Origin of the sequence: Psychromarinibacter sp. S121, from assembly GCF_049801035.1 — a bacterium.
Classification (GTDB): domain Bacteria; phylum Pseudomonadota; class Alphaproteobacteria; order Rhodobacterales; family Rhodobacteraceae; genus Psychromarinibacter.
In genome coordinates this window covers 357,752-383,566 of the sequence record NZ_JBNAGE010000002.1, presented here as the reverse complement: position 1 = coordinate 383,566, position 25,815 = coordinate 357,752, and the positions used below count along the sequence as shown (strand labels likewise).

The 25,815-nt window shown below is 67.2% G+C and carries 24 protein-coding genes and 1 riboswitch; of the genes, 11 read left to right on the top strand and 13 right to left on the bottom strand.

Features of this window, described 5'->3' with window-relative positions; genetic code table 11:
- Positions 1–48 precede the first annotated feature (48 nt).
- From ACP156_RS10180 to thiB, 3 genes are read right to left on the bottom strand one after another with little or no spacing between them, the layout of a single operon-like run.
- Positions 49–747 (bottom strand): ATP-binding cassette domain-containing protein, encoded by a 699-nt coding sequence (locus ACP156_RS10180; protein WP_425051210.1) that lies wholly within the window; start codon positions 745–747, stop codon positions 49–51.
- The gene (locus ACP156_RS10175) at positions 734–2,323 is read right to left on the bottom strand and encodes a thiamine/thiamine pyrophosphate ABC transporter permease ThiP (RefSeq protein ID WP_425051209.1); all 1,590 of its coding nucleotides are present in this window, start codon (positions 2,321–2,323) and stop codon (positions 734–736) included. The genes ACP156_RS10180 and ACP156_RS10175 overlap by 14 nt, the downstream gene beginning before the upstream one ends.
- A complete protein-coding gene (gene thiB, locus ACP156_RS10170; RefSeq protein WP_425051208.1) occupies positions 2,299–3,288 on the bottom strand; it encodes a thiamine ABC transporter substrate binding subunit in 990 nt (329 codons plus the stop codon). The genes ACP156_RS10175 and thiB overlap by 25 nt, the downstream gene beginning before the upstream one ends.
- Positions 3,289–3,324: 36 nt before the next feature.
- Positions 3,325–3,423, bottom strand: a riboswitch (TPP riboswitch).
- 145 nt (positions 3,424–3,568) lie between these two features.
- Between thiB and ACP156_RS10165 the strand changes: the two genes are divergently transcribed.
- The 4 genes from ACP156_RS10165 to ACP156_RS10150 are packed head-to-tail and all read left to right on the top strand — an operon-like array spanning position 3,569 to position 7,440.
- Entirely contained in the window at positions 3,569–4,150 is a 582-nt protein-coding gene (locus ACP156_RS10165; RefSeq protein ID WP_425051207.1) for an NADPH-dependent FMN reductase, read from the top strand.
- Positions 4,150–5,331: an MFS transporter gene (locus ACP156_RS10160; RefSeq protein ID WP_425051206.1), complete on the top strand. Its 1,182-nt coding sequence runs from the start codon at positions 4,150–4,152 to the stop codon at positions 5,329–5,331. Before ACP156_RS10165 ends, ACP156_RS10160 begins: the two co-directional genes overlap by 1 nt.
- Positions 5,332–5,391: 60 nt before the next feature.
- Positions 5,392–6,495, top strand: a complete 1,104-nt coding sequence (gene aroC, locus ACP156_RS10155) for a chorismate synthase (RefSeq protein WP_425051205.1) — start codon at positions 5,392–5,394, stop codon at positions 6,493–6,495.
- Positions 6,496–7,440, top strand: coding sequence for an AEC family transporter (locus ACP156_RS10150; protein WP_425051204.1), 945 nt, complete (start codon positions 6,496–6,498; stop codon positions 7,438–7,440).
- On the opposite strand, the gene ACP156_RS10145 is transcribed toward ACP156_RS10150, so the two are convergent.
- The 5 genes from ACP156_RS10145 to ACP156_RS10125 all read right to left on the bottom strand — a co-directional run bounded on the left by ACP156_RS10145 (position 7,441) and on the right by ACP156_RS10125 (position 12,212).
- The gene (locus ACP156_RS10145) at positions 7,441–9,375 is read right to left on the bottom strand and encodes a PBP1A family penicillin-binding protein (protein ID WP_425051203.1); all 1,935 of its coding nucleotides are present in this window, start codon (positions 9,373–9,375) and stop codon (positions 7,441–7,443) included. It abuts the gene before it with no gap.
- Positions 9,376–9,440: 65 nt separating this feature from the next.
- Positions 9,441–9,848, bottom strand: a complete 408-nt coding sequence (locus tag ACP156_RS10140; RefSeq protein WP_425051895.1) for a thioredoxin family protein — start codon at positions 9,846–9,848, stop codon at positions 9,441–9,443.
- 21 nt (positions 9,849–9,869) lie between these two features.
- Positions 9,870–10,583 (bottom strand): cytochrome c biogenesis CcdA family protein, encoded by a 714-nt coding sequence (locus ACP156_RS10135; RefSeq protein ID WP_425051202.1) that lies wholly within the window; start codon positions 10,581–10,583, stop codon positions 9,870–9,872.
- 70 nt (positions 10,584–10,653) lie between these two features.
- A complete protein-coding gene (locus tag ACP156_RS10130) occupies positions 10,654–11,523 on the bottom strand; it encodes a DMT family transporter (protein ID WP_425051201.1) in 870 nt (289 codons plus the stop codon).
- Entirely contained in the window at positions 11,523–12,212 is a 690-nt protein-coding gene (locus tag ACP156_RS10125) for a helix-turn-helix transcriptional regulator (RefSeq protein WP_425051200.1), read from the bottom strand. The genes ACP156_RS10130 and ACP156_RS10125 overlap by 1 nt, the downstream gene beginning before the upstream one ends.
- Positions 12,213–12,285: 73 nt before the next feature.
- Between ACP156_RS10125 and ACP156_RS10120 the strand changes: the two genes are divergently transcribed.
- From ACP156_RS10120 to ACP156_RS10100, 5 genes are all read left to right on the top strand, one after another.
- Positions 12,286–12,906 (top strand): glutathione S-transferase family protein, encoded by a 621-nt coding sequence (locus ACP156_RS10120; protein ID WP_425051199.1) that lies wholly within the window; start codon positions 12,286–12,288, stop codon positions 12,904–12,906.
- Between the two features lie 48 nt (positions 12,907–12,954).
- Complete coding sequence (gene cls / locus ACP156_RS10115; protein WP_425051198.1) at positions 12,955–14,391, top strand: cardiolipin synthase; 1,437 nt, start codon at positions 12,955–12,957, stop codon at positions 14,389–14,391.
- A 148-nt stretch (positions 14,392–14,539) separates the two neighbouring features.
- Complete coding sequence (ade, locus tag ACP156_RS10110) at positions 14,540–16,357, top strand: adenine deaminase (protein WP_425051197.1); 1,818 nt, start codon at positions 14,540–14,542, stop codon at positions 16,355–16,357.
- A gap of 17 nt (positions 16,358–16,374) precedes the next feature.
- Positions 16,375–17,838, top strand: coding sequence for an AMP nucleosidase (locus tag ACP156_RS10105; protein WP_425051196.1), 1,464 nt, complete (start codon positions 16,375–16,377; stop codon positions 17,836–17,838).
- A gap of 135 nt (positions 17,839–17,973) precedes the next feature.
- A complete protein-coding gene (locus ACP156_RS10100; protein ID WP_425051195.1) occupies positions 17,974–18,261 on the top strand; it encodes an HU family DNA-binding protein in 288 nt (95 codons plus the stop codon).
- Between the two features lie 107 nt (positions 18,262–18,368).
- Here the strand turns inward: ACP156_RS10100 and ACP156_RS10095 are convergent, their stop codons facing one another.
- Positions 18,369–19,940, bottom strand: coding sequence for an ABC-F family ATP-binding cassette domain-containing protein (locus ACP156_RS10095; RefSeq protein ID WP_425051194.1), 1,572 nt, complete (start codon positions 19,938–19,940; stop codon positions 18,369–18,371).
- 207 nt (positions 19,941–20,147) lie between these two features.
- Here ACP156_RS10095 and ACP156_RS10090 point away from each other — a divergent pair, with 207 nt between their 5' ends.
- Positions 20,148–20,900 carry a class II aldolase and adducin N-terminal domain-containing protein gene (locus tag ACP156_RS10090; protein ID WP_425051193.1) on the top strand — a complete coding sequence of 251 codons (753 nt, stop codon included), beginning with the start codon at positions 20,148–20,150 and terminating at the stop codon, positions 20,898–20,900.
- On the top strand, positions 20,897–21,763 hold the full coding sequence (locus ACP156_RS10085) for an SDR family oxidoreductase (RefSeq protein ID WP_425051192.1): 867 nt from the start codon (positions 20,897–20,899) through the stop codon (positions 21,761–21,763). Before ACP156_RS10090 ends, ACP156_RS10085 begins: the two co-directional genes overlap by 4 nt.
- Positions 21,764–21,799: 36 nt before the next feature.
- Here ACP156_RS10085 and dxs read toward each other — a convergent pair whose 3' ends face one another.
- From dxs to ACP156_RS10065, 4 genes are read right to left on the bottom strand one after another with little or no spacing between them, the layout of a single operon-like run.
- A complete protein-coding gene (dxs, locus tag ACP156_RS10080) occupies positions 21,800–23,728 on the bottom strand; it encodes a 1-deoxy-D-xylulose-5-phosphate synthase (RefSeq protein ID WP_425051191.1) in 1,929 nt (642 codons plus the stop codon).
- 29 nt (positions 23,729–23,757) lie between these two features.
- On the bottom strand, positions 23,758–24,627 hold the full coding sequence (locus ACP156_RS10075) for a polyprenyl synthetase family protein (protein WP_425051190.1): 870 nt from the start codon (positions 24,625–24,627) through the stop codon (positions 23,758–23,760).
- Positions 24,624–24,866 (bottom strand): exodeoxyribonuclease VII small subunit, encoded by a 243-nt coding sequence (locus tag ACP156_RS10070; protein WP_425051188.1) that lies wholly within the window; start codon positions 24,864–24,866, stop codon positions 24,624–24,626. Before ACP156_RS10070 ends, ACP156_RS10075 begins: the two co-directional genes overlap by 4 nt.
- Entirely contained in the window at positions 24,863–25,798 is a 936-nt protein-coding gene (locus tag ACP156_RS10065) for a histone deacetylase family protein (protein ID WP_425051187.1), read from the bottom strand. Before ACP156_RS10065 ends, ACP156_RS10070 begins: the two co-directional genes overlap by 4 nt.
- Between the last annotated feature and the right edge of the window lie 17 nt (positions 25,799–25,815).

The window sequence follows — 25,815 nt, the reverse complement described above, 5'->3', positions numbered from 1 at the left end:
CGATCAGCGCACCTCAGGTGCGACCAGAGGCAGAGCCCCTGCCCGTTATTACCCTTCCCCAAGATACGCCCGCAGCGTCTCTGGCGGGGCGTCGAACAGCGCGGCTGTCTCGGTCGGCGCGGCGGCCATGCCATCGGCGACCAGCACCGTTTCGCCCCCAAGCCGCAGCGCGTCGCGGGGTTCGTGCGTAACCATCAGGACCGTCGCGCCTGTTTCGGCGGCGACGTCGCGCACCAGTCCCAGCATCTCGGCGCGCAGCGCGGGACCGAGGGCGGCGAAGGGTTCGTCCAGCAGCATCAGCGGCCGCGCCCTCAGCAGCACCCGCGCCAGCGCCACGCGGCTTTGCTGCCCGCCCGACAGGGCCGCCGGCTTTCGTGCGCCCAGGCCATGAAGTCCGACGCGTCCAAGGCTGTCCTCGACCCGCCGCCATCCCGCGGCGTCCAGCTTCAGTCCCGGCGAAAGGCCCAGACCGACGTTCTGCGCGACCGTCAGGTGCGGGAACAGGTTGTTGTCCTGAAACACGATCGACAGCGGCCGCGCGCCCGGCTCCAGCGGTGACAGGTCTTTCCCGTCCCACAGCACCCGTCCCGAGGTTGGCGGGAAGAACCCCGCGATCACGGACAGCAACGTCGACTTGCCCGCACCGGACGGGCCGACGACCGGCACCAGCGCCCCGGCCCGGACGGACCAGTCGGCGGCAAGGCGGAACGCGCCCTGCTCGATCAACACATTCTCAAGCGTCAGCACGCATCCGCCCCCCGCGGTCGAAAACCCAGAACAGCGCAAGGCTGCATGCCAGCAGCAACAGCGCCGCCGAGGCCGCCTGCTCCATCCGGTAGCTGCCCATCAGCGCGTAAAGCTGCATCGGCAGCGTCACCTGCCCCGGATCGGCGAACAGCGCGATCACGCCAAGATCGCCCATCGACAGCGCCGCCGCCAGCCCGGCGGCAAATCCTATGGGCCGCGCCAGCGCGGGCAGCACCATGTACCGCATCCGCGCCCATCCCCGTATCCCGAGGGACGAAGCCAGCGGCCCGCGTACCGTTTCGACCTCGGCCAGCGCGGGCGCGATGGCGCGATAGGCGAAGGGCAGGCTCATCAGCGCATTGACCAGCGCGGTGATCGGCAGCGCCAGCCGCACCGGGTCGGCGAAGGGGTAGACCAGCAGGAACAGCCCCGTCCCGATCACCAGCGGCGACACCGCGATCGACAGCGAGGCCAGCGCCTCGGTCCCGCCCGCCACAAGACCCCGCGCCCGCTGGGCCATCAGGGCCAGCGACAGGGCCAACGCCAGCGTAAGCACCACCGAACACAGCGCGACGACCAGGGATCGGAACGTCGCCTGCAGCACCGAGGGCGGCAGCGACAGCAGCCCCGGCGCGCCCCGGATCACGATCAGCGCCAAGGGCGTCAGCAGGAACAGCGCCGCCAGCAGGATCGCCGCGGCGTCCAGCGCCCGCAATCCCGGTGTGGCAATGCCCCAGCGCTCGACCACCCGGCCCAGCCCGCCGCCAAGCCCCGAAGGCAGGCTGACCCGCCACACCGCCACCGCCGCGACCGCGCAGATGCCGAACTGGATCAGCGACAGCAGCGCCGCGCGGCCAAGATCGAATTCGAACCGGAACGCCTGATAGATCGCCAGCTCGACCGTGGTGCCGCGCGGGCCGCCGCCCAGCGTCAAAGCGACCGCGAAGCTGGTGGTGCAGACCAGGAAGATTACAAGAAATGCGCCCGGCACCACGGCGCGCAGCATCGGCCATTCCAGCCGCCGGAACACCTCGCGCGGGCCCATGCCAAGCGAGGCGGCAAGCCGGAAGCGCTCGGCCGGGATCGCCAGCCAGCCTTGCAGGATAAGGCGCACCGCAAGCGGCATGTTGAAGAACACATGGGCCAGCACGACTCCGTGCAGCCCGTAGATGTGGATCGGTCCCAGCCCGACCCAGCCCAGCGCGGTGCTCAGGATGCCGCTGCGCCCGAAAACGGCCAGCAGCCCCAAGACCGCGACGATCGTCGGCAGGATGAAGGGCGCGCCCAGCAGCGTGACCAGCAGTACACGGCCCGGAAACCGCCGCCGCGCCAATGCGCGCGCGACGGGCACCGCCAGCAGCACGCTGAACACGGCCGACAGCACCGCCTGTATCAGCGTGAACCGGATCGCGGCCCAGTCCGCCGGGCCAAGGCTGGGCCCGCCGTCGGCCCGAAGCGCCACTGCGACCAGCGTGCCAAGCGTCAAGGCCGCGACGACAAGCGCCGCGGCTCCGCCTGCGATCCGGATCACCGGGTGTCTCGCCCGGCCGGTCACCGGGCCAAAGCGGCCAGCCATTTCTGCATGGCCGTCTCGCGCACGCCGTCCGCCTCGTCCGCCGGGAACAGCAGCGCGGTTTCGGGCGTCACGAGTCCGTCGAAGCCATCGGCCAGACCGCCCTCGGGCATCACCGCCGGGTACATCCAGTTCGTCTCGGGGATCACCGACTGGAAACCTTCGGTCAGCATGAAGGCAAGGAAGGCGTCCGCCAGTTCGGGCTCGTCGGTGTTCGCCAGCTTCCCGGCGACTTCGACCTGCAGATAATGCCCTTCGGCGAACGGTGCGGCGGCCTTGGTATCGTCGCCCTCTGCGATGATGTGGTAGGCCGGAGACGTCGTATAGCTCAGCACCATGTCCGCCTCGCCATCAAGGAACAGGCCGTAGGCCTCGGACCATCCGGCGGTGACGGTCAGGATGTTCGCCGCCATCGCTTCCCACCACGCCTGCGCGTCGTCTCCGAACGCCGCTTCGACCCACATCAGCAGGCCAAGGCCGGGGGTCGAGGTGCGCGGATCCTGGATGATCACGGTCAGGTCGCTTTCCGCCAGCGCCTTCAGGCTGGCCGGCGGGGTCTCAAGCTTGGTCTTGTCGTAGACGAACGCGAAATAGCCCCAGTCATAGGGCAGGAACAGCGGGTCGTCCCACGCCACCGGCAGGGCCAGCCCGTCCGGCGAAACCCCATGTTCCGCGAACAGGCCCGTCGCGGCCGCGTCGGCGGTCAGGTTGGTGTCGAGGCCAAGGATCACGTCCGCATCCGACCGCTCGCCTTCCAGCTTCACCCGCGCCAGCAGCGACGCGCCGTCGCCCGAGGCCACAAGTTGCAGGTCGCAGCCGCAGGTTTCCTCGAACGCCGCCTCGATCTGCGGGCCGGGGCCCCATTCCGACACGAAGCTGTCGTAGGTCAGCACACGCAGCACCGGCGTATCCTGTGCAATGGCGGGGTGGGCAAGGACCGCAAGCGCGGCGATGGCGGGAAGTTTCATGGCATTCCTCCTCTGTGACGGGCGGGTCAGGATAGAGGCTGTGCCGTTCACCTTCCCTCCGCCGGTATGAGCCGGTTCAGGTTCAACGGGTCCGCTGTCGCGTCTCAGCCCGAATGGGCACCCCGAGGTACGCTCAGACCTAGGGCCAACGCACGGGTTTGGCAAGCCAACCGCGAACGGGCCGCCAACTGCTTGGTTCTGAAAGAAACTCCGTTCTTGACCTCAACCTAGGTTGAGGCGGCATCCTGCGCAGCGATTCAGAAATCGGAAGGAACCGACAATGCAAGACACACTGAGAATCGCCGTAGTTCAGGGCAGCATCCGCGAGGGCCGCTTCAACGACACCGTCACCCGCTGGACGGTCGACGGGCTGTCGCGTCACGGCTTCGACACCACGGTCATCGACCCCCGCGACCCGGCGTTGCTGCCGATCCAGATCGGCGAGACCTCCGCCGCCGATGTTTTTCGAGACCGGATCGCCGGCATCGACGGCTTCGTCATCGTGACCCCCGAGTACAACCATGCCGCGCCCGGACCGCTGAAAACGCTGATCGACAGCACCAAGGACGAATGGGCCGCGCGGGCGGTGGGCTTTGTCTCGTACGGGGGCGTATCGGGCGGCTTGCGCGCGGTGGAAAGCCTGCGGCCGGTCTTCGCGGAACTGCGCGCGGTGACGATCCGCGAAACGATCAGCTTCGCATCGCCGTGGTCCAGGTTCTCCGAAGCGGCGCGGATCGTCGCGCCAGAGGACGCAGCGTCAACCGATGCCGCGATGGACACCTTCGCCGACGACCTTACATGGTGGGCGCATGCGCTGCGGGACGCCCGCCTTGCGCGACCATACCGACAGAAAGCCGCCTGATGGATCTTCTCCGCGACCCGCGCGCGATCGCGCTGCTATTGGCAGCGTCGATCACGATCATGTCCAACGCCACGATCAGCCCGTCGCTGCCGGGGATCGAGGCGATGTACGCCGACACGCCCAACGCGGGGCTGCTGACCCGGTTGCTGGTGACGGCGCCGGCGTTGCTGATCGCCATCTCCGCGCCCTTCGCGGGCATGGCGGCGGACCGGTTCGGGCGCAAGCGGCAGTTGCTGGTGGGTGTCATCCTGTTCGCCATCGCGGGCAGCGCCGGGCTTTGGCTGAACAGTCTCTACGCCGTGCTTGCAAGCCGCCTGATCCTTGGCCTTGCCGTGGCTGCGGTGATGACCGCGCAGGCGGCGCTGCTTGGCGACATCTTCTCGGGGCCCGACCGGGGCCGGTTCATGGGCCTTCAGATGTCGGCGGTGAACTTCGGTGGCTTCATCTTCATCAGCCTCGCGGGATGGTTGGCCGGGCTGAACGCGCTGTATCCCTTCGCTCTGTACGCGGTCGCGGCACTGTACCTGCCATTCCTTTGGAAGGCGCTGCCCGACACGCGCGGCGGCCCCGCGCCGGAACACGGCCCCGCCTCGGGCGATGGCGAGGCGAACTGGCTTGCGGTGCTGTGTTTCGTCATCTTCCTGTGCGGGCTGGCTTTCGTGCTGTTCTACGTGATGCCCACGCAGGTGCCCTATTACCTTGCCGCCAACGGGCATACCGACCCGTCGATGGCCGGTCTCGTGATGGCCTGCGTCGTGCTGGCGGCGGGCGTCGCCTCGTTGTTCTTCGGTCCGATCCGGATGCGGCTTGGCCGTGGCGGCACCCCTGCGCTGGGGTTCGCGATCATGGCGGTCGGCTTCTTCGTGCTTCAGGTCGTCCACGCGATCCCGGTCTACTGCGCCGGCGCGCTGCTGGTTGGCGCGGGCGTCGGGCTGGTAATGCCCAATTTCGTCGCCATCGCGCTGGACGTCGCGCCTCCGAACCACCGGGGCGCCGTCAGCGGCGCGATCACCACCGCGATCTTCCTTGGGCAGTTCATCTCTCCGATCGTCAGCCAGCCGGTGATCGACACCTTCGGCTATGACATCGCGTTCGAGGCGACGGCGGTCGTGCTTCTGATCATCGTCCCGGCGGTGTTCTTCGGCCTGCGGCGGCCGCGCCGCGAACTGGCGGGGGCCTGATCCGGCCCCTTCCAAATCCGCCGCGCCGCGTCTAAACCGCGCTTACGCGGAGGGACGCCAATGAGTTTCAACACGTTCGGACACCTGTTCCGGGTCACCACTTGGGGCGAAAGCCATGGACCGGCGCTTGGCGCGACCGTCGACGGCTGCCCGCCGGGCGTGCCGCTGGAAGCGTCGATGCTTCAGCACTGGCTGGACCGGCGCAAACCCGGCCAAAACAAGTACACCACGCAGCGGCGCGAGCCCGACGAGGTCGAGATCCTGTCCGGCGTGTTCGAGGGCAAGACGACCGGCACCCCGATCCAGCTGATGATCCGCAACACGGACCAGCGGTCGAAGGACTATGGCGACATCGCGCAGAAGTTCCGCCCCGGTCACGCCGACATCACCTATTGGCAGAAATACGGGATCCGCGACTATCGCGGCGGCGGGCGGTCCTCGGCGCGCGAGACGGCGGCCCGTGTCGCCGCCGGTGGCGTCGCGCGCGAGGCGATCAAGGCGCTGCTGCCCGGTGCCGAGATCCGCGGCTACATGACACGCATGGGAACGCACGGCATCGACCGGGCGAATTTCGACGCAGCCGAGATCGACAACAACCCGTTCTGGGTGCCCGACGCGACCGCCGCCGGGACCTGGGCGGACTATCTCGACGGGCTGCGCAAATCCGGCAGTTCGGTCGGCGCGGTGATCGAGGTCGTGGCAAACGGCTTCCCCGCCGGGCTCGGTGCGCCAGTCTACGGCAAACTGGATACCGAACTGGCCGCCGCGATGATGTCGATCAACGCCGTGAAGGGCGTCGAGATCGGGGAGGGCATGGCCGCCGCCGAACTGACGGGCGAGGCCAACGCCGACGAGATCTATATGGGCAACGATGGCCAGCCCCGGTTCAGCTCGAACCACGCGGGCGGCATCCTTGGCGGCATCTCGACCGGGCAGGAGATCGTCGTGCGCTTCGCGGTGAAACCCACCAGCTCGATCCTGACGACCCGCAAGACCATCGACCTTGACGGCAACGAGACCGAGATCATCACCAAGGGCCGGCACGATCCCTGCGTCGGCATCCGCGCCGTGCCCGTGGGCGAGGCGATGATGGCCTGCGTCTTGCTGGACCACATCCTTCTGGATCGCGGCCAGACGGGCGGGTTTCGCGGGCCCATCGGCTGAATGCTGAACGTCCTCGGGATCACCTTTCCGATCTTCGCGGTGATCGCGATCGGCTATGGCACCACCGCGCGCGGGCTGTTCAAGCCCGGCGACATGCGGGTGCTGGGGGCTTACGTCCTGAATATCTCGATGCCGGCGCTGATGTTCTCGGCTGTCGCGACGCGCGACCTGTCGCAGATCATCGTGCCCGGCTATCTGGGCGCCTATGCGCTGGCCAGTCTGACCACGATGGCCATCGGCTATGCCGTCACAGCGGCTTTGGGCGGCGCTTTCGGCGGCGGCCCGGCGCGGCGCGCGCTGGGGTCTTTGGGCATGGCGATGCCGAACTCTGCCTTCGTAGGCTACCCGGTGCTGTTGCTTTCGCTGCCGGATATCGCGGGCGCGGTGCTTGCGATGAATTTCCTGATCGAGAACTTCGTCGCGCTTCCAATCGCTCTGGCGGTCGCCGAACTGTCGCGCCCGACCGAGGGCAAAAGCCTGTTCCGCATCATCGGGGGCATCCTGTGGCAGGTGCTGACCCGGCCCTTCATCGTCGCGCTGCTGCTTGGGCTGGCCGTATCCCTGTCGGGCATTCCGATCCCGGAACCCGTCGCACGCGGGCTGTCGCTGGTGGCGGGCTCTGCCGCCGCCGTCGCGCTGGTGGTGATCGGCGGCACGCTGTTTGGGCTGCCGCTGAAGGGAAACAAGGGGCTTGCCGGGCTGGTCGCGGCGGGCAAGCTGCTGCTGCACCCCGCCATTGCCGCGCTGATCGTCCTGCTGCTGCCGCTGGGCCTGTCGCCCGAACTGGGCACCGCGCTGATCCTCACCTGCGCCATGCCGATGGTCGCGATCTACGCCATCCTCGCCCAGCCGTTCGGCCACGACGGCATGGCCTCGATCGCGCTGCTGCTGGCGACGACAGCGTCCTTTGTGACGATCACGATCCTGCTTGCGCTTCTGCTCTGATCACCGTTCGCAAAGCTGGCGGGGACGGTTGCCGTAGGGCTGGAACGTGCAATCCGACGCGCGGAACGAACGGTATGCCTCGCTACAGGCCTGAATGTTGCAGGTGCCGCCAACCGTCTCTGTAATGGTGTTTAGGGACGTTTCGTCCGTGGCCGGGGCGGCTGTCAGGAACTTCGCCCAGATCTGCGCCGGGAACCCGCCGCCCGTGACGCCCTGCATCGGCGAGTTGTCGTCATTCCCGACCCAGACGCCAACGGTGTAGTCGTCGTTCCAGCCAACGAACAACGCGTCGCGCGATTCTTGGCTGGTGCCCGTCTTGCCAACCGCGCCCGGCACACCCGCCACGGCGCGGCCGGTGCCCGAGGTGACGACGGCCCGCAGCAGCTGCGTCATCTCCGGTGCATGGGCCAGCAACCGCCGCGCCTCGTCGCTGCTTTCAGGCTTGGTCCGTGCGATGTCCTGTTCGGTGCCGTCGGGTAGTGTCATCGAGGTCAGGCCCCACGCTTCGACCGGCCCGTCGCCCTCGGCAATCGCGGCATAGGCTTCTGTCAGGTCCAGCAGCGTGACGCCGGATGCGCCAAGCGCCAGCGACGGCGTCTCCATCAGGTCCGCCTCGATCCCCAGCGCGCGCGCTGCGACCGCGACCTTCTCGAAACCGATGTAATAGGCCAGCGTCACCGTCGCCGCGTTCAGCGACCGCACGAAGGACTGTTGCATGGTGACGATGCCGTTGAAGCCGCCACCGTAGTTTTCGGGGCTGTAGCCGTCCAGATCAATCGGCTGGTCGGTGATGGTGCGGTCCGGGGTGATGCCTTCAGCCAGCGCGGCGAGGTAGACGAAGGTCTTGAAGGTCGAGCCGGGCTGGCGCACCGCATCGACCGCGCGGTTGAACTGGCTGTCGGAATAGTCGCGGCCACCGACCATCGCGGCGACGCTGCCATCGGGGCGCAGCGCGACCAGCGCGGCCTGCATCGGGCGGTCGCCAAGCACCTCGGCGATCGCGGCTTCGGCCTGCATCTGCAGTTCGGGATCCAGCGTCGTGCGCACCGTCACGGGCCGCCCGCCGGCCTGCTCGGCGGCTTCTGCTGCGACCCAGTCGGAAAACCAGCCGCCATATGCCGGCGCGCTGCGGGTGAACGCGCGCGTTTCGATTTCCTGACGCGCGGCGTCGGCCTCGTCGGCGGTGATGCTGTCCGTCCATTCCATGTTGACGATGGCCTGCAATGCGCGGACCCGCAGACGGTCGGTATCGCCGTAGGGGTTCACGATGGAAGGGATCTGGATCGACGCGGCCAGCAACGCGCTTTCCGCCAGCGACAGGTCTTGCACCGGCTTGCCGAAATACACCCGCGACGCAGCGCCTACGCCCCTTGCGCCGCTGCCGAGGTAGACGCGGTTCAGGTACCGTTCGAGGATTTCGTCCTTGGAGTATTTCGCTTCGATCTCACGAGCCAGAAGCGCCTCGTGGATCTTGCGGGTGTAGGTTCGCTCGGGGGTCAGGTAACTGATCTTCACCAACTGCTGCGTGATGGTGCTGCCGCCCTCGACAATGCCGCCTGCCCGCATGTTAGAGACGAAAGCCCGCCCGATAGACCGCATATCCAGCCCGCCATGCTCGCGGAAGCGTACGTCTTCCAGCGCGATGACCGCCTCGGTCAGCGTTTCGGGCATCTCGGCATAGGGGATGTATTCTGACGTTGTGCCGCCCGCCATAACAAGCGCCGCGCCGTCCTGCGTCTGCATGAAGGGCGACGCCTCGGCCTCCATCTCTTCGAGATCGGGAAGCTTTGTCAGCCACAAAAGCCCCGCACCGCTGCCGCCCGCGCCAACGAGAAGCACCAGCACGAAAAGCCCCGCCCAGAGCTTCCAGCGCCGGCGGGGTTTGGTCTTGGTCGTCATGTCGGTTCGGTCGGCCAGCGTGCCTTGTTCGCCCATCGCGCGCGGTCTCCTTTCCAAGAGAACGTGCGCGACGAGGCAGAGGTTCCAACCTCGCGGAAAGATCAGGCGGAGGTCGCGGCCTGAAGCGCGGTGTCCATCAGCGCCTTGATCTCGTCCCGCCCGGTGCCTGCGACGATGCGGCCAAGCTCCATGTCGCCCTTCAGCACCACCAGCGTCGACCGGCGCGGGATCTTCAGCGACTTGGTCAGGTCGGCGTTGGAATAGGTGTCCCAATCCACGTTGATGAAGCTGATCGCCTGTTCATAGGCCGGGTTCTCGGCCTTCAGCGCGCTGATCACCCGCTCTTGCGCGGCGCAGGTGGTGCACCAGCTGGCCTTGAAGTCGAGGAACACGGTCTTGCCCTCGGCCAGCTCCTTCTGGACGAGGCCGGGGGTGTATTCGGTCAGCGCGAGAGCCGGTCCGGCAGCCACAAGCGCGGCGGCGGACAGGATGAAATCGCGGCGGTTCAGTCGGGTCATGCGGGGTCCTCCCTAAAGCGATACGGACAGGTCGATCAGCCAGGGCGGCAGGGTCTGCAACGCCCAGTATTCAAGGTAATGATGGACGCGCAGCAAAAGCCCCAAGCCCACAAGAACGAAGACCGCGCCAAGGATCGGCCGCGCCTTCGTCGCGACGGCACGCATCCACGCCTGCCGTCTTTGGATCACGCTGCGGGCGCCGTAGCCCAGCGCAAGGATGATGGTCGAGACACCGGCGGCGAAGGCGACCATGACAAGGCCCGCGCGGAACAGGCTTTGACCCTGACTGGCCAGCGAGATCGCGCCGCCCAGCGTCGGACCGATGCAGGGGCTCCAGACCGCGCCCAGCAGCATGCCGCCAAGGAACTGCCCGCGCGCGCCGGTACGGTCGAGCCCGTCGATACCGGCATCCGCGCGTGCGGCGACACCGGCGGTCGCGGTCTCGAAGCGGGCGCCGAACTGCGGCACCAGCAGGACCAGCCCGAAACCGATCATCAGCACCGCGCCCGCGTCCGCCACCATCTCGGGGGTCAGGCCCACCAGATGCCCCAGCGCGGTCACCGCAAGCCCCAGCACGACGAAAGACAGGCTCATCCCCGCCGCGACCAGCGCCGGTCCGTGCCGGCCCGCCTGCAGGGCGGTCGCCAGCACGATCGGCAGGATCGGCAGAACGCACGGGTTGATCAGCGTCAGCAGCCCCGCGCCATATGCGAAGATCAGTTCCATTGCGGCGAAGATGCCTTGCCGCAGCGTCGCCTGTCACCCGACAACCTTGTTTCAACCGTTCAAATAGGCGTCAGGTGGTCCGCCGCCGCGCCACCTGCACCGCCCAGATCCCCAGCATCACCACCGCGACCCCCAGCAGATCCAGCAGGCTCAGCCGTTCGCCCAGCAACAGCGCGGCGATGGTCACGCCGAAGAAGGGCGACAGAAAGTGATACGTCGCCGCCCGCACCGCGCCGATCCGGTTGACCAGCCGGAACCAGACAAAGGTCGCCGCCAGCCCCGGCACCAGCGTCGTATAGGCAAAGGCCAGCACCATCTTCAGCGACCACGTGACCTGCCAGTCCTCGAGGATCGCGGCCGTCACCGCCAGCGCCGCGCTTCCCACCAGCATCTGAAGCCCCACGATCATCAGAACGTTGCCACCCGACGACGCGCCGCGCACCGCCATCGTCGCGACGGTCAGCGACAGAACGCCCAGCGCCGCCATGCCGACGCCGAACAGATCGACGCCACCCGACAGCCGCGCGCCCATGATGATCGCGACGCCAATCATCCCGGTGACCAGACCGCCCACCCCCAGCGGCGTCACCCGTTCGCCGAACACCAGCAACCCGCCCAGCGCCACCAGCAAAGGCATGGTCGACGCGATGATCGCGGCCAGCGATGCCTCGATGGTCTGGAGCGCGACGAAGGTCAGCCCGAGATACAGCGCGTTCTGGCAGATTCCGAACACCACCGTCGCCCTCCACTGGGCCCGCGTCAGCCGGGCCGACTGGCCCAGCCATGTCGCGATGCCAACGCCGATCAGGCCCGAGCACAGGAACCGCAGCGCCAGCGCCGTCAGTGGCGGCGCGTCCGCCACGATGATCCGCGCCGAGGTAAAGGCCGAGGCCCACATCACCGCGAAGGCCACGCCCATCGCGATTGCCCGAAGGTCCATTACGTCCGCGCCTCCCTGCGCATCCGGTCGAGGTAGTCGCGCAGTAGCGCAGCGCGCCTCGGGCGGAAACTCTCTTCGGTCACGTCCGCATGCCCGATCCGGCCGATGACGAATTGCCGGAAGTCCTGCCGCAGGCAGCACCACGCAAGGATGACCTGCGCATTGTCCACAAACACCGTCGCAAGCGGATAGATCCGGCGTGTCGTCTCGCGGCCGAACGCGTCGGCATAGGCGATGTCGACGGCGCGCTCGTCCCACGACGCACGGCGGATCAGGTCAAGGTGCTCGGGCGCGCGTTTGTCTTCCCAACGCCGCACCATAGAGACTGCATGCACCGCCTGCTGCGCCACCCGGTCGGGCAGCCGCGCGACGATCTTGTCCAGCGCCGCGGCGGCGGCGGCAGCCAGCGCCGGATCGCCCGTTGCCTGTACCTCGGCCAGCCCCAGCACCAGCGCCTCGACCTCCAGCCGTTCGAACATTTGCGGGGGCAGCGCGGGATCTTCCGTCAGGCGATAGCCATAGCCCGCCTCTCCATCGATCAGCGCCCCCGCTGCGCGCAGGGCGTCGATGTCGCGGTACAGGGTACGTTCCGAAACGCCGGTTTCTTCCGCCAGCCGGGTGGCGGTGACGGGAGGCGGCAACCTGCGCAGAAGATCCAGCAGGCGGAACAGGCGGTCGGTGCGGGGCATTCTCCTCCTGACGGAAACTGACAGGATGGCTGCACCATAGTGGGTTCAGCACAGACCGCCAAGGAGGCCCCAAATGCTGACGCTTTATCATTCGCCCCGCACCCGCTCGACCCGCATCGTCGCCCTGATCGAAGAACTCGGCGCGCAGGACAAGATCACCATCGACCCCGTTTCGGTGACCCGTCAGGATGGCAGCGGCGCGCGCGACACCCGCAACCCGCACCCCGAAGGCAAGGTGCCGTTGCTGGTCCACGACGACGCGGTGATCTGGGAATCGACCGCCATCGCGCTGTACCTCACCGAACTGTTCCCCGAGGCCGGGCTGGGCCGCCCCGTCGGCGCGCCGGACCGGGGCGTGCTGCTGTCGTGGCTGGCGTGGTACGGCGATGTGCTAGAACCGGTGATCGTGCTGAAGTTCGCCGAGATCGAGCATCCCGTCGTGCACACCACCTTCCGAGGCATGGACGAGGTCACCGCCCGCCTGTCGAACGCGCTGAAGGACCGGCCCTATCTGATGGGCGACACGTTCTCGGTCGCCGACCTTGTCTGCGCCTCGGCCTTCCACTTCGCAGAGGGGTTCACCCCCGACGTGCCGCACATCAGGGACTGGGTCGACCGGTGCGCCGGGCGGCCGGCGCTGAAGAACGCCATCGCGTTCGACACCCGCCTGCTGGAGACCGCAGGCGCGGATTGACCCCGCCCGGCAGCGCGGCGACAGTGACGCCATGTCGGAATTGTCCTCATGAGTTCGCTGCCGTTCTGGCTCGTCGTCGCGCACGTTCTGGTGCAGGCCGGGTTTATCACGCGCGCATTGCTTCGGCCGCACCGAGGCCCGTCGTCCCGGCTGGCGTGGGTACTGGTGATCCTGTCCGCCCCGGTGGTCGGGATCATCGCCTATCTGCTGTTCGGCGAGACCAACATCGGCACCGACCGCGAAGAGCGCTATCGCGAGACGGCAGGCAAGGCGGACAGCATCTTCGACCCGGCGCCAGAGGCGGACTTCGAGCATGTCACCGAACGGCGGCGGCACATCTTCCGCACCGGCGAGTCGATCAGCGGCCTTGCCCCGGTGAACGGAAACCGCGCCCTGTTGCTGGGGGAAGGCACCGCGCCGGTCGATGCGCTGATCGCCGATATCGACGCGGCGACGGATCACGTCCACCTGCTGTTCTACATCTGGCTGGGCGACACCACCGGCACGCGGGTGGCCGAGGCCGCGATGCGGGCCGCCCAGCGCGGCGTCACGGTACGCGCGATGGCGGACGATCTGGGCTCGCGCCGCATCATCCGGTCGCCGTTGTGGCAGGCGATGAAAGACGCGGGCGTACAGCTTGCCCGCGCGCTGCCCCTGGACAACCCGCTGCTGCACACGCTGAAGGGCCGGGTGGATTTGCGCAACCACCGCAAGATCGTAGTCATCGACAACCGCATTACCTACTGCGGCAGCCAGAACTGCGCCGACCCCGAATTCCTTGTGAAAGAGAAATACGCGCCGTGGGTCGATCTGATGGTGCGGTTCGAGGGGCCTATCGCGCGGCAGAACCAATGGCTGTTCGCGCAGGACTGGATGGCGCATGTCGACGAGGATCTGCACCCGCTTCTGTCCGGCGACGCCGCCTCTGCCGACGGGACCGTCGTGGCGCAGGTCAACGGAAGCGGTCCCACGGTGCGCGACAGCGCGATGCCCGAGATGTTTGAAACGCTGCTGCACGCCGCGCGCAACGACCTGACCCTGACCACGCCCTACTACGTCCCGACCGAGTCGATGCAGTCCGCGCTGTGCGCCGCAGGTCACCGTGGCGTCCGCACGCGAATGGTGGTGCCCGCGCAGAACGACTCGTGGGTCGTCGCCGCCGCCAGCCGCAGCTACTATCCCGAACTGCTGTCCGCCGGCGTGCGTATTTTCGAGCATGCGCCCGGACTGTTGCACGCCAAGTCGCTGACCCTTGATGGCGAGATCGCGATGATCGGGTCCGCGAACCTCGACCGGCGCAGTTTCGAACTGAATTACGAGAACAACATCCTGCTTCAGGACCACGGCCTGACCGCCGACCTGATGGCCCGGCAGGAAAGCTATATCGCGCAATCGACCGAGATCACCGCCGCCGATGTCGCCGCGTGGACCATGCCGCGCCGCGTCTGGAACAACACCATCGCGATGATGGGTCCCATTCTCTGAAACGCTTCTCAGGGACTGTTTTTGGCGTTGCACCGGCATCGAAGGACCGGCGGTCCGAGCGTCTGCCTCAGACCCCGCGACCGGGTGCTGGCGGCGTCCATCCGCCGTCAGGGGTTGCGCCCCATCGCGATCTGACGATTATCGGCACATGAAAGCATCAGATTCCCCAACACACATTAAGACCTGGGCCGAGGCCGCACCGAGACTGGTTGCCGTCGCCGCTGGCCGGGAACCCGCCGACCGCGTGATCCGTGGCGGCAAGGTCGTCAACGTCCATACCCGCGAAGTGCTCGACGGTTGGCAGGTCGCCATTGCCGATGGCCGGTTCGCTTATGTCGGCCCCGACGCCTCTCACTGTATCGGCGACGCGACCGAGGTGATCGAGGCCGAGGGCCGCTATCTTGTCCCCGGCCTGTGCGACGCGCACATGCACATCGAAAGCGGCATGCTGACCCCTGCCGAGTTCGCGCGCGCCGTCACGCCGCACGGCACGACCACGATGTTCACCGACCCGCACGAGATCGCCAACGTCATGGGGCTGGAAGGCGTCCGGCTTATGCATGACGAGGCGCTGCTGCAGCCGGTGAACATCTACACCCAGATGCCGTCCTGCGCGCCCTCGGCGCCGGGGCTGGAAACCACCGGCTACGAGATCGGGCCCGAAGACGTCGCCGAGGCGATGACATGGCCCGGCATCATCGGGCTGGGCGAGATGATGAACTATCCCGGCGTCGTCGCCGGTGACGCCAAGATGCTGGCCGAGATCGCAGAGACCCAGAAGGCCGGCAAGACGGTCGGCGGTCACTATGCCTCGCCCGACCTGACCGACTTTCATGCCTACGCTGCTGGCGGCCCCGCCGACGATCACGAAGGCACGCAGGAATCCGACGCCATCATGCGCGTGCGTCAGGGAATGCGCGCGATGATGCGGCTTGGGTCTGCGTGGTACGACGTGAAGGCGCAGATCACCGCCGTGACCGAAAAGGGTCTGGACCCGCGCGGGTTCATCCTGTGCACGGACGACTGCCATTCCGGCACGCTGGTTCACGATGGACATATGAACCGCGTCGTGCGTCATGCGATCGACTGCGGCTGCGATCCGCTGATCGCGTTGCAGATGGCGACGATCAACACCGCCACGCATTTCGGGCTGGAACGAGAGCTTGGCTCTATCGCACCCGGCCGTCGCGCCGATGTGATCCTGACCTCGGACCTGACCACCCTGCCGATCGACGCGGTCTATGCGCGCGGCGAACTGGTCGCGCAGGACGGCAAGGTCACCGTAGACTTCCCCCATGGCGACTGGCCGCCGCACGCGCGGGACTCGGTGAACATGGGGGCCGAGAAGGTGGCCTCTGACTTCATCGTCGCCGCGCCGGATGGCGCGAACCGCGTGAAGGCTAAGGTTATCGGCGTGGTCGAGAACCAGGCCCCGACGAAGGCGCTGACCGCCGAGCTTGAGGTGACAGACGGCACCGTCGAGGGCGATCCTGCGCAGGACGTCTGCCAGATCGCGCTGGTCGAACGCCACCGCGCCACTGGAAAGGTCGTGAACGGCTTCGTGTCGGGCTTTGGCTATACCGGCGATATGGCGATTGCTTCGACCGTCGCGCATGACAGCCACCACATGATCGTGGTCGGCACCTCGCGCGAGGACATGGCAAAAGCCGCGAACCGGCTGGCCGAGGTCGGCGGCGGCGTCACCGTCTGGAAAGACGGTGCGGAACTGGCGTTGGTTGAACTGCCCATCGCCGGGCTGATGTCCGACAGCCCCGCCGAAGACGTCGCCCGCACCGCGCAGGCGATGGTCGAGGCGATGGCCGCCTGCGGATGCACCCTGAACAACGCCTACATGCAGCATTCCCTGCTGGCGCTGGTTGTCATCCCCGAGTTGCGGATCTCCGATATGGGTCTGGTCGATGTGACCACCTTTACCACCACTGACGTTTTCGAGGCCACCACGTGACGATTTCCCACCGACAGATGCCCGTTCAGACCCCCGACCTTTCCGGCCCAGAACGTTTTGACAATGCCGTCGCCGCGGTGGACCGGCTGACCGAGTTGTACGAAGGCGCGGTTCTGTTCCTGCGCGAGAAGTTCTCGGAAACCATCGGCGGCGGGATGCCCGCCAGCCGGTACCGCGCCTATTACCCCGAGGTTCGCTTCACCACCTCGAGCTATGCCCAGATCGACAGCCGCCTGTCCTTCGGCCATGTCGCCGAGCCGGGCACCTATGTCACCACCGTCACCCGGCCCGACCTGTTCCGGAACTACCTGATCCAGCAGATCGGCCTTCTGATCGAGAACCACGGCCTGCCGGTGTCGGTCGGCCCTTCGGCAACGCCGATCCCGGTGCATTTCGCGATGGACGGCGCGTCGGGCGTGACCGTGCCGCAGGATGGCGTGATGGATTTCAGCCTGCGTGACGTGTTCGACGTGCCGGACCTTGGCACCACGAACGACGACATCGTCAACGGCTACGGCTTTCCCTACGGCGAGGGCGCGGCGCCGCTGGCGCCGTTCACCGCCCAGCGCATCGACTATTCGCTGGCGCGGCTGTCGCACTATACCGCGACCGATCCCGAGCACTTCCAGAACCACGTGCTGTTCACGAACTACCAGTTCTACATCGAGGAGTTCGAGACGGTCGCGCGGCGCATGCTGGACGATCCCGACAGCGGCTACACCTCGTTCGTCGGCCCCGGCAATCAAGAGATCACGTCAGGCGACCAGCCTTTGGAGGTTCCCGCGAAACTGCCGCAGATGCCGACCTATCACCTGAAGCGCGAGGGCAGCGCAGGCATCACGCTGGTGAACATCGGCGTCGGTCCGTCGAACGCGAAGACCGCGACCGACCACATCGCCGTGCTGCGCCCGCATGCGTGGCTGATGGTTGGCCACTGTGCCGGTCTGCGCAACTCGCAGCGGCTGGGCGACTTCGTGCTGGCCCACGCCTATCTGCGCGAGGATCACGTGCTGGACGACGACCTGCCGGTCTGGACCCCGATCCCGCCGCTGGCCGAGATCCAGACCTCGCTGGAACAGGCGGTCGAGGATGTCACCAAGCTGGAAGGCTACGAGTTGAAGCGCATCATGCGCACCGGCACCGTCGCCACCATCGACAACCGCAACTGGGAACTGCGCGACCAGTCCGGTCCGGTGCAGCGGCTGTCGCAATCCCGCGCGGTGGCGCTGGACATGGAAAGCGCGACCATCGCGGCGAACGGATTCCGGTTCCGCGTGCCCTATGGCACCCTCTTGTGCGTGTCCGACAAACCGCTTCACGGAGAGCTGAAACTGCCGGGCATGGCGACCGATTTCTACCGCACTCAGGTCGCCTCTCACCTGTTGATCGGCATCCGGGCGATGGAGCTGATACGCGAAATGCCGCTTGAGCGGATTCACTCGCGGAAGCTCAGAAGCTTCGAAGAGACCGCTTTCCTCTAGGAAAACCGGCAAAAAAGCACCACAAAATGCAGGAAAACAGGGCTTCGAGGCGCACAAATGGTTGTGCGCCTCCCATATATTCCGATAAATTCTGCCGAGAACCCGCTAGGACGGGGAAGTTTGAGGAGACCATACATGGCCAAACCTATGACCAAGACCCAGCTCGTCGCCGCCCTCGCGGAAGAGATGGACAGCGACAAGAAATCCGCGACCGCTGCGCTGGACGCGATCACCTCGGTGATCACCAAAGAAGTCGCTGGCGGCGGCGCCGTGACCCTGCCGGGCGTCGGCAAGATCTATTGCCGTGAGCGCCCCGAGCGCATGGTCCGCAACCCGGCCACCGGCGAGCAGATCAAGAAGGAAGCCGACAAGGTGGTGAAGATGACCATCGCGAAGGCCCTGAAGGACAGCGTCAACGGCTGATCCCGGTCGCAGGCGGGGCCGCTTCGCCGGCCCCCTCGCGCCATTTTGAAACGCCCGCCGTCGCGGGCGTTTTTCTTTTGCCACCTTCGGAAAGCCGCGCAGGGTCGCTACCCCAACGCCACCTCCCGCCCGATCCCCACCGCATCCAGAAACGCGCGGTCGTGGCTGACCACCAGAAGCGCGCCGTCATAGCCGCGCAGGCAGGCTTCCAACGCCTCCACCGCCTCGATATCCAGATGGTTGGTCGGCTCGTCCAGGATCAGCAACTCTGGCGGCTCGCCCCCCAACGCGCAGGCCAGTCCGGCGCGCAGCATCTGGCCGCCGCTCAGCCGCCCCGCATTCACCAGCGCGGCATCACCCCGGAACAGGAACCGCGCCAGCACCGCCCGCGCCGCATTCACGTCGCAGCCCGGATTGCGGGTGCGGTAGTTGTCCAGCACCGACCGCTTCGGATCCAGTGCGCCAAGCGACTGGTCGAGCATCGCGAAAGGCACGTGAACTCGCGCCGTGCCGGCCAGCGGCGGCAGCGCCCCGGTCAGGACCTTCAGCAGCGTGCTTTTGCCCGCGCCGTTCGGACCGGTGACAGCCACGCGGTCCGGCCCGACGACCGAGAATGACAGATCACGCAGCACCGGCGCGCCGTACCCCGCGCTCAGCCCCTCGACTGTCAGCACCTCGCGCCCCGCAGGCAGCCCGCTTGGCGGCAGGTCCATTTTCACCGTCTCCAGAACCTCGATCCGCTCCCGCGCGGTGTCGACGGCGCTTTCCGCGTCGGCCATCCGCGCCTCGGCCAGCCGCGCGCTGGCGCCGCCAGTGGCCTCGCTGCGCTCCTTCGCCTTGTCCATCAGCATCTTGCTTTGACTGCCACTGGCCCTCAGCCGACGCCCGGCGCTGTCTGTCCGCGCCTTCCGCTCTGCCCGCGCCTGTGCCGCGCGGCGCACCTCGTCCCGTTGCCGTTCCGCGGTGTCGAGGTCATGCGCCGCCGCCGCCAGTTCGCGGGCCTTCTGCGCCCGGTACAGGCTCCAGCCGCCACCATAACGCGTGGCGCCCAGCGAGGTCAGTTCGACGATGGCATTCATCGTCTCGAGCAATTCACGGTCGTGGCTCACCACCACCGCTCCCCCGCGCCAACCGGCAAGGAGGTCCAGCACGGCGGCGCGCCCGTCGCGGTCGAGGTTGTTGGTGGGCTCGTCCAGCAGCAGGATGTCCGGCGCATCGAACACCAGCGCCGCCAGTCCGGCCCGCGTCCGCTGACCGCCGGACAGGGCGGCCAGCCGGGTGACGGCCGATGCGTCCAGTCCGACCCGGACCAGCGCGGCGGCGAGGCGGTCTTCCAGTGTCCAGTCGGCACTGGCGAGTTCATCCACCGTCGCGTCGCCGGTCTCGGCGCGGGACAGTACGGCCAAGGCACCGGTCACGCCGAACAGATCCGCCACGGTGTCCTCGGGCGCGACCTGCACCTCCTGCCGCAACATGCCGATGCGTCCGGAGACGGACACCGAACCGGAAGCGGGCGACGCCTTGCCAGAGATCAACCGCAGCAGGGTGCTTTTGCCGACACCGTTGCGTCCGACCAGCCCGGTGCGTTCCGGGCCAAGCGTCAGCGACAGGCCGTTGAAAAGGGAATGTCCGTCAGGCGCGGACCACGAGATATCGGACAGGGTTATGGAGGTCGGCATGGAGTTTCTCCGCAATGCAGTTCGGCAGGGCGACGGCGGTGCGGTTCATGTCCATGTCTTCAGTACTCCATCAGGTGCCGTTGCGGCACGCGCCTGACCTAAAGGTCCGTCCGCCGCATTGCAAGTCTTGCGCGCCCGATCCCGCCGCCCCCCTTTCTCACCGGGGTTCGACCCGATAGGTTCGCCGCGAACACGAAAGGACTTCCGATGGACACCGCCCGCATCCCGAACATCGACAACTGGACCGAGCGCTGCGACCTCGCCGCCGCCTTCCGCTGGACCGCGCGTCTGAACATGCACGAGGGCGTGGCGAACCACTTCTCGCTTGCTGTGAACGATGATGGCACCAAGTTCCTGATGAACCCGAACCAGAAGCATTTCAGCCGGGTTCGCGCGTCGGACTTGCTGATGATCGACGCGAACGACCCCGAGACGCTGAAAGGCCCTGACGCGCCCGACCCCACCGCGTGGGGCCTGCACGGCGCAATCCACCGCCACTGTCCGCATGCACGCTGCGCGATGCACGTGCATTCGATCCACGCGACCGTTCTGGCAATCCTGAAAGATTCGATCCTGCCGCCGGTAGACCAGAACGCGGCGATGTTCTTTGGCCGTCAGGTGGTCGACGAGGACTACGGCGGGCTGGCCTTCGAGGAAGAAGGCGAGCGCTGCGCGCAGCTGTTCGCGGACCCGAAGAAATCGGTGATGATCATGGGCAACCATGGCGTCATGGTGATCGGCCAGACCGTCGCCGAGACCTTCACCCGCCTCTACTATTTCGAGCGCGCCGCCGAGACCTATGTCCGGGCGTTGCAGACCGGCAAGGAACTGCGCGTGCTGTCCGACGAGATCGCAGCCAAGACCGCCGACGAAATCGAAGAGTACCCCGAGCAGAACGACCGGCACCTGTCGGAGCTTCGGGCGATCCTCGACGAAGAAGGCTCTAACTACGCCACATGACCGGAACGCTCCTTTCCATCGGCCACGGCTATTCCGCCCGCGCGCTCGCCCGCCTTCTGATCCCGCAGGGCTGGACCGTCCTGGGGACCACCCGCTCGGCCGAGAAGGCCGGCGGGCCGGACGAGGTGACAGAGGCTTTGGTGTGGCCGGGGGATGATCTTGTCCCCGCCTTCGCGCGCGCCACGCACCTGCTGATCTCTGCCGCACCGGGAGAGGACGGCGACCCGCTGCTGGCGGCGCATCGCGATCTGGTGGCGGACGCCGCACCGCATCTTGCTTGGGCGGGCTACCTGTCGACCACCGGCGTCTACGGTGATCACGACGGCGGCTGGGTGGACGAGGACACGCCGCTGACCCCCTCGACACGGCGCGGGCGGATGCGGGTCGAGGCGGAAACGGCGTGGCGCGCGCTGGCCGCCGACACCGGGCTGCCGCTGCACATCTTCCGGCTTGCCGGGATCTACGGGCCGGGGCGCGGGCCGTTCGCCAAGGTGCGGACAGAAACGGCGCGGCGGATCATCAAGAAGGGTCAGGTATTCAGCCGCATCCATGTCGACGACATCGCGCAGGTGCTGGCCGCCTCCATCGCGCGCCCCAATCCCGGCGCAGCGTACAACCTGTGTGACGACGACCCGGCACCGCCCGAGGACGTGATCGGCCACGCTGCCGAGTTGCTGGGCCTGCCGCTGCCGCCCGCCGAGGATTTCGATACGGCAGAGATGACGCCGATGGCGCGCAGCTTTTACGCGGAATCGAAGCGGGTCAGGAACGATCGGATCAAGGACGAGCTTGGCGTGGTGCTGAAGTATCCGGATTACCGGGCCGGTCTGGCAGACCTCTTGCGTCTCGAAGAGGCCGAATAGGGACGCGAATTGGTAAGTGAGTAGGTAACGCGCCGATCACGCCCGTTTCGAGGCCAGCTGCGCCACGCCCATCACCTCGAGCACCTTCGCCTCGATGTCCTCGGCGTTCATCTTCGCCTCGGCGTACATCGCCTTGGGGCTCGCCTGATCGATGAACGTGTCGGGCAGCACCATCGACCGATAGGCCAGCCCCCGGTCGAACACGCCTTCCTCGGCCAGAAGCTGAGCGACGTGGCTGCCGAACCCGCCGACCGCGCCCTCTTCGATGGTGATCAGCGCCGAGTGATCCTCGGCCAGCTTCAGGATCAGGTCGCGGTCCAGCGGCTTTGCGAAACGGGCGTCCGCCACGGTGGGGGTTATGCCCTTGGCGGCCAGCGCATCGGCGGCCTCCAGCACCTCTTTCAGGCGGGCGCCGAAGGACAGGATCGCGACGCCCTTGCCTTCGCGGATCATGCGGCCCTTGCCGATCTCCAGCACCTCGCCGCGCTCCGGCATCTCGACGCCGACACCCTCGCCACGCGGGAAGCGGAAGGCGATGGGCCCTTCGTCATGCGCGACCGAGGTGGCGACCATGTGCTTCAGTTCCGCCTCGTCGGCGGCGGCCATCACCGCGAACCCCGGCAGGTTCGCAAGGAACGCGATATCGAACGATCCGGCATGGGTCGCGCCGTCGGCGCCGACAAGACCGGCGCGGTCGATGGCAAAGCGCACCGGCAGACGCTGGATCGCGACGTCGTGCACCACCTGATCGTAGCCGCGTTGCAGGAATGTCGAGTACATCGCGCAGAACGGCTTCATCCCGCCCGCGGCCAAGGCGGCAGAGAAGGTCACGCCATGCTGTTCCGCGATGCCCACGTCGAAACACCGGCGCGGGAAACGTTCGGCGAACAGGTTCAGACCGGTGCCGTCCGGCATTGCGGCGGTCACGGCGCAGACCTTGGAGTCGCGCTCGGCTTCGTCCATCAGAGCTTGTGCGAAGACCTTGGTGTAGGACGGCGCGTTCGACGCGGCTTTCTTCTGCTTGCCGGTCACCATGTCGAAGGTCGACACGCCGTGGCCCTTGTCGGCGGCGTGTTCGGCGGGCGCATAGCCCTTGCCCTTCTTGGTGATCACGTGGATCAGGACCGGCCCGGTGGACCGCGCCTTGACCGTGCGCAGCACCGGCAGAAGCTGGTCAAGGTCGTGGCCGTCGATCGGCCCAATGTAGCTGAAGCCCAGTTCCTCGAACAGGGTGCCGCCGACGGCCATGCCCTTCAGCATCTCCTTCGCCCGACGCGCGCCTTCCTGGAACGGTTCGGGCAGGAAGCCGACCGCGCCTTTCGCGACAGCCTTCAGTTCCTGAAACGGGCCTTCCGTATAAAGGCGCGTCAGGTAGGACGACATGGCGCCCACGGGCGGCGCGATGCTCATCTCGTTGTCGTTCAGGATCACGAACAGCCGCTTGCCAAGGTGGCCCGCGTTGTTCATCGCCTCGTAGGCCATGCCGGCGCTCATCGCGCCGTCACCGATCACCGCGATGGCGTCGCCCAGCCCGGGCTCGGGCGCACCGCCAAGATCGCGCGCGACGGCAAAGCCCAGCGCGGCGGAAATCGAGGTGGACGAATGCGCCGCGCCGAACGGGTCGTAGGGCGACTCGGACCGTTTGGTGAAGCCCGAAAGCCCGTCCTTCTGGCGTAACGTCCGGATGCGGTCGCGACGGCCGGTGAGGATCTTGTGCGGATAGCACTGGTGCGAGACGTCCCAGATCAGCCGGTCGCGCGGGGTGTCGAAGACCGAGTGTATCGCGACCGTCAGTTCGACCACGCCCAGACCCGCGCCAAGGTGCCCGCCGGTTTCGGACACGGCAGAGATCGTCTCTTGCCGCAGTTCGTCGGCGACGCGATGCAGTTCGGCATCGCTCAGCGCCTTCAGGTCCGAAGGCAGGTGCACGCGGTCCAGCGTCGGGGTCTCGGGTCGGTTCGACATCAGTTCACTGGCCCTCCGGGGCCGTTCGCCTAGCTCTGGCGGGCGATAACGAAACGGGCCGCCTGCCGCAAGTTCTCTGCCGCCGCACCGTAAGGTTCCAGCGCCGCCTCGCCGTCCTCGACCAGCGCTTTCGCACGGGCCTTGGCCCCGTCGAGCCCAAGAAGCGAGACGAACGTGGCCTTGCCGGCATCCGCGTCCTTGCCGACGCGCTTGCCGGTGGCGGCGGCATCGCCCTCGACATCCAAGATGTCGTCGGCGATCTGGAAGGCAAGGCCGATGGCGCGCGCATAGCGTCGCAGGGGTTCGGGATCGGACTGACCAAGAATCGCGCCCGCCTCGCAGGACCATTCGATCAGCGCGCCGGTCTTGTTGCCCTGAAGCTCGATGATCTGGTCCAGCGTCAGCGGAGCCGCGGCGGTCTCGGCGGCAATGTCCTGCGCCTGCCCCAGCACCATGCCGCGCGCCCCGGCGGCACGTGCCAGCGTGCCGGTCAGCGCGATGCGCACCTCGGGCCCGCCCAGCGCGTCACGCGCCAGCAGTTCGAACGCCAGCGACTGCAACGCATCACCGACCAGCACGGCGGTCGCCTCGTCCCACTTCACGTGGACGGTCGGCTGACCGCGCCGCAGGTCGTCGTCATCCATGCAGGGCAGGTCGTCGTGGACAAGGCTGTAAGCGTGCAGCGCCTCGATCGCGGCGGCGGCGTGGACAGACTGCGCATCGGGGATGCCGAACAGCGACGCGGTCTCCATCACGAGGAAGCCGCGCAGGCCCTTTCCGCCACCAATGGTGTACCGCATGCCGTTGACGACGGGCATATCCGCCCAGCCGTCCATGGCCGCGCCGAGGCAGGCGTTCACCTGCCGGGCGCATTCCTTCAGCCTGTCGTCGAAACTCATTGCGGGTCGAACGGAGCCGTCCCCTTCGGCGCGCCGGTCTCATCCAACGTGATGGCCGCGACCTTTTCCTCGGCTTCCTTGAGCTTTTCCTCGCACCGCTTCTTCAGCGCCGCGCCGCGTTCGTACAAAGCGATGGATTTCTCAAGCTCGACGTCGCCGGATTCCAACTGCCCGACCACGCCTTCGAGTTCGCGCATGGCTTCTTCGAAACTCATCTCGGAAACGGGCTTGTCGGTCACTGCGAAAACTCCATCAGGCCATCCACATGCGCCGCCACCCCGGCGGCCAGCGCCTGAAGATCATATCCCCCTTCGAGAGTCGAGACCACGCGCCCCCCGGCGACCTGTGCCGCCGTCTCGCAGATTGCCCGCGTGACCCACGCGAAATCCTCGGTCGTCCATTCAAGCTGCGCCAGCGGATCGGCGGCATCGGCGTCGAAACCGGCCGAGATTATGATCAGCTCGGGCGCGAAACTGCGGACGGCGGGCAGGATCACGTCCCCCCAGGCGCGGCGCATCTCGGCCCCGCCGCTTCCGGGCGCCAGCGGCACGTTCATCACGTTGCCGGACGCCCCGGTTTCGGACGCATCCCCGGTGCCGGGATACAGCGGCATCTGGTGGCTGGACGCGAAGAAGGCACGTGGTTCATCCCACAGAAGATCCTGCGTGCCGTTGCCGTGGTGTACATCGAAATCCAGCACCGCAACGCGGGCCAGCCCGTGATGATCCAGCGCCCGCTTGGCCGCGATGGCGGCGTTGCCGAACAGGCAGAAGCCCATCGAGCGTGCGGTCTCGGCGTGGTGGCCGGGCGGGCGCATGGCGACGAAGGCGTTGCCAACCTCGCCCGCCAGCACCGCGTCGACCGCGGCGCAGATGCCACCGACACCGCGCAAGGCAGGCTCTAGAGAGCCCGCAGAGACATGCGTATCCGGGTCCAGCGACCGCAGCCCCTTGGCCGGGATCGCCGCCTCGATACCGGCGATGTAATCTTCGGGATGGCAGCGAAGGATCTCGGCCCTGTCACCCACCGCCGCCTCGCGCCGGTCGAGCGCGTCGAAGCGGTCGGCGTCCAGCGCCTGCATCACCGCCTCATACCGCGCCACCCGCTCGGGGTGGCCCGGCGGCGTTTCGTGATCGAGGGATGACGCGTGAGTGAAAAGCGCGGTAACCATGCTGTGCCCCCAAAGAG

Bases quoted from the DNA above. Each gene is read 5' to 3' on its own strand.
- ACP156_RS10175 (WP_425051209.1), bottom strand. From the start codon at position 2,323: ATGGCTGGCCGCTTTGGCCCGGTGACCGGCCGGGCGAGACACCCGGTG.
- thiB (WP_425051208.1), bottom strand. From the start codon at position 3,288: ATGAAACTTCCCGCCATCGCCGCGCTTGCGGTCCTTGCCCACCCCGCC.
- ACP156_RS10165 (WP_425051207.1), top strand. From the start codon at position 3,569: ATGCAAGACACACTGAGAATCGCCGTAGTTCAGGGCAGCATCCGCGAG.
- ACP156_RS10160 (WP_425051206.1), top strand. From the start codon at position 4,150: ATGGATCTTCTCCGCGACCCGCGCGCGATCGCGCTGCTATTGGCAGCG.
- aroC (WP_425051205.1), top strand. From the start codon at position 5,392: ATGAGTTTCAACACGTTCGGACACCTGTTCCGGGTCACCACTTGGGGC.
- ACP156_RS10150 (WP_425051204.1), top strand. From the start codon at position 6,496: ATGCTGAACGTCCTCGGGATCACCTTTCCGATCTTCGCGGTGATCGCG.
- ACP156_RS10145 (WP_425051203.1), bottom strand. From the start codon at position 9,375: ATGGGCGAACAAGGCACGCTGGCCGACCGAACCGACATGACGACCAAG.
- ACP156_RS10135 (WP_425051202.1), bottom strand. From the start codon at position 10,583: ATGGAACTGATCTTCGCATATGGCGCGGGGCTGCTGACGCTGATCAAC.
- ACP156_RS10130 (WP_425051201.1), bottom strand. From the start codon at position 11,523: ATGGACCTTCGGGCAATCGCGATGGGCGTGGCCTTCGCGGTGATGTGG.
- ACP156_RS10125 (WP_425051200.1), bottom strand. From the start codon at position 12,212: ATGCCCCGCACCGACCGCCTGTTCCGCCTGCTGGATCTTCTGCGCAGG.
- ACP156_RS10120 (WP_425051199.1), top strand. From the start codon at position 12,286: ATGCTGACGCTTTATCATTCGCCCCGCACCCGCTCGACCCGCATCGTC.
- cls (WP_425051198.1), top strand. From the start codon at position 12,955: ATGAGTTCGCTGCCGTTCTGGCTCGTCGTCGCGCACGTTCTGGTGCAG.
- ade (WP_425051197.1), top strand. From the start codon at position 14,540: ATGAAAGCATCAGATTCCCCAACACACATTAAGACCTGGGCCGAGGCC.
- ACP156_RS10105 (WP_425051196.1), top strand. From the start codon at position 16,375: ATGCCCGTTCAGACCCCCGACCTTTCCGGCCCAGAACGTTTTGACAAT.
- ACP156_RS10100 (WP_425051195.1), top strand. From the start codon at position 17,974: ATGGCCAAACCTATGACCAAGACCCAGCTCGTCGCCGCCCTCGCGGAA.
- ACP156_RS10095 (WP_425051194.1), bottom strand. From the start codon at position 19,940: ATGCCGACCTCCATAACCCTGTCCGATATCTCGTGGTCCGCGCCTGAC.
- ACP156_RS10090 (WP_425051193.1), top strand. From the start codon at position 20,148: ATGGACACCGCCCGCATCCCGAACATCGACAACTGGACCGAGCGCTGC.
- ACP156_RS10085 (WP_425051192.1), top strand. From the start codon at position 20,897: ATGACCGGAACGCTCCTTTCCATCGGCCACGGCTATTCCGCCCGCGCG.
- dxs (WP_425051191.1), bottom strand. From the start codon at position 23,728: ATGTCGAACCGACCCGAGACCCCGACGCTGGACCGCGTGCACCTGCCT.
- ACP156_RS10075 (WP_425051190.1), bottom strand. From the start codon at position 24,627: ATGAGTTTCGACGACAGGCTGAAGGAATGCGCCCGGCAGGTGAACGCC.
- ACP156_RS10065 (WP_425051187.1), bottom strand. From the start codon at position 25,798: ATGGTTACCGCGCTTTTCACTCACGCGTCATCCCTCGATCACGAAACG.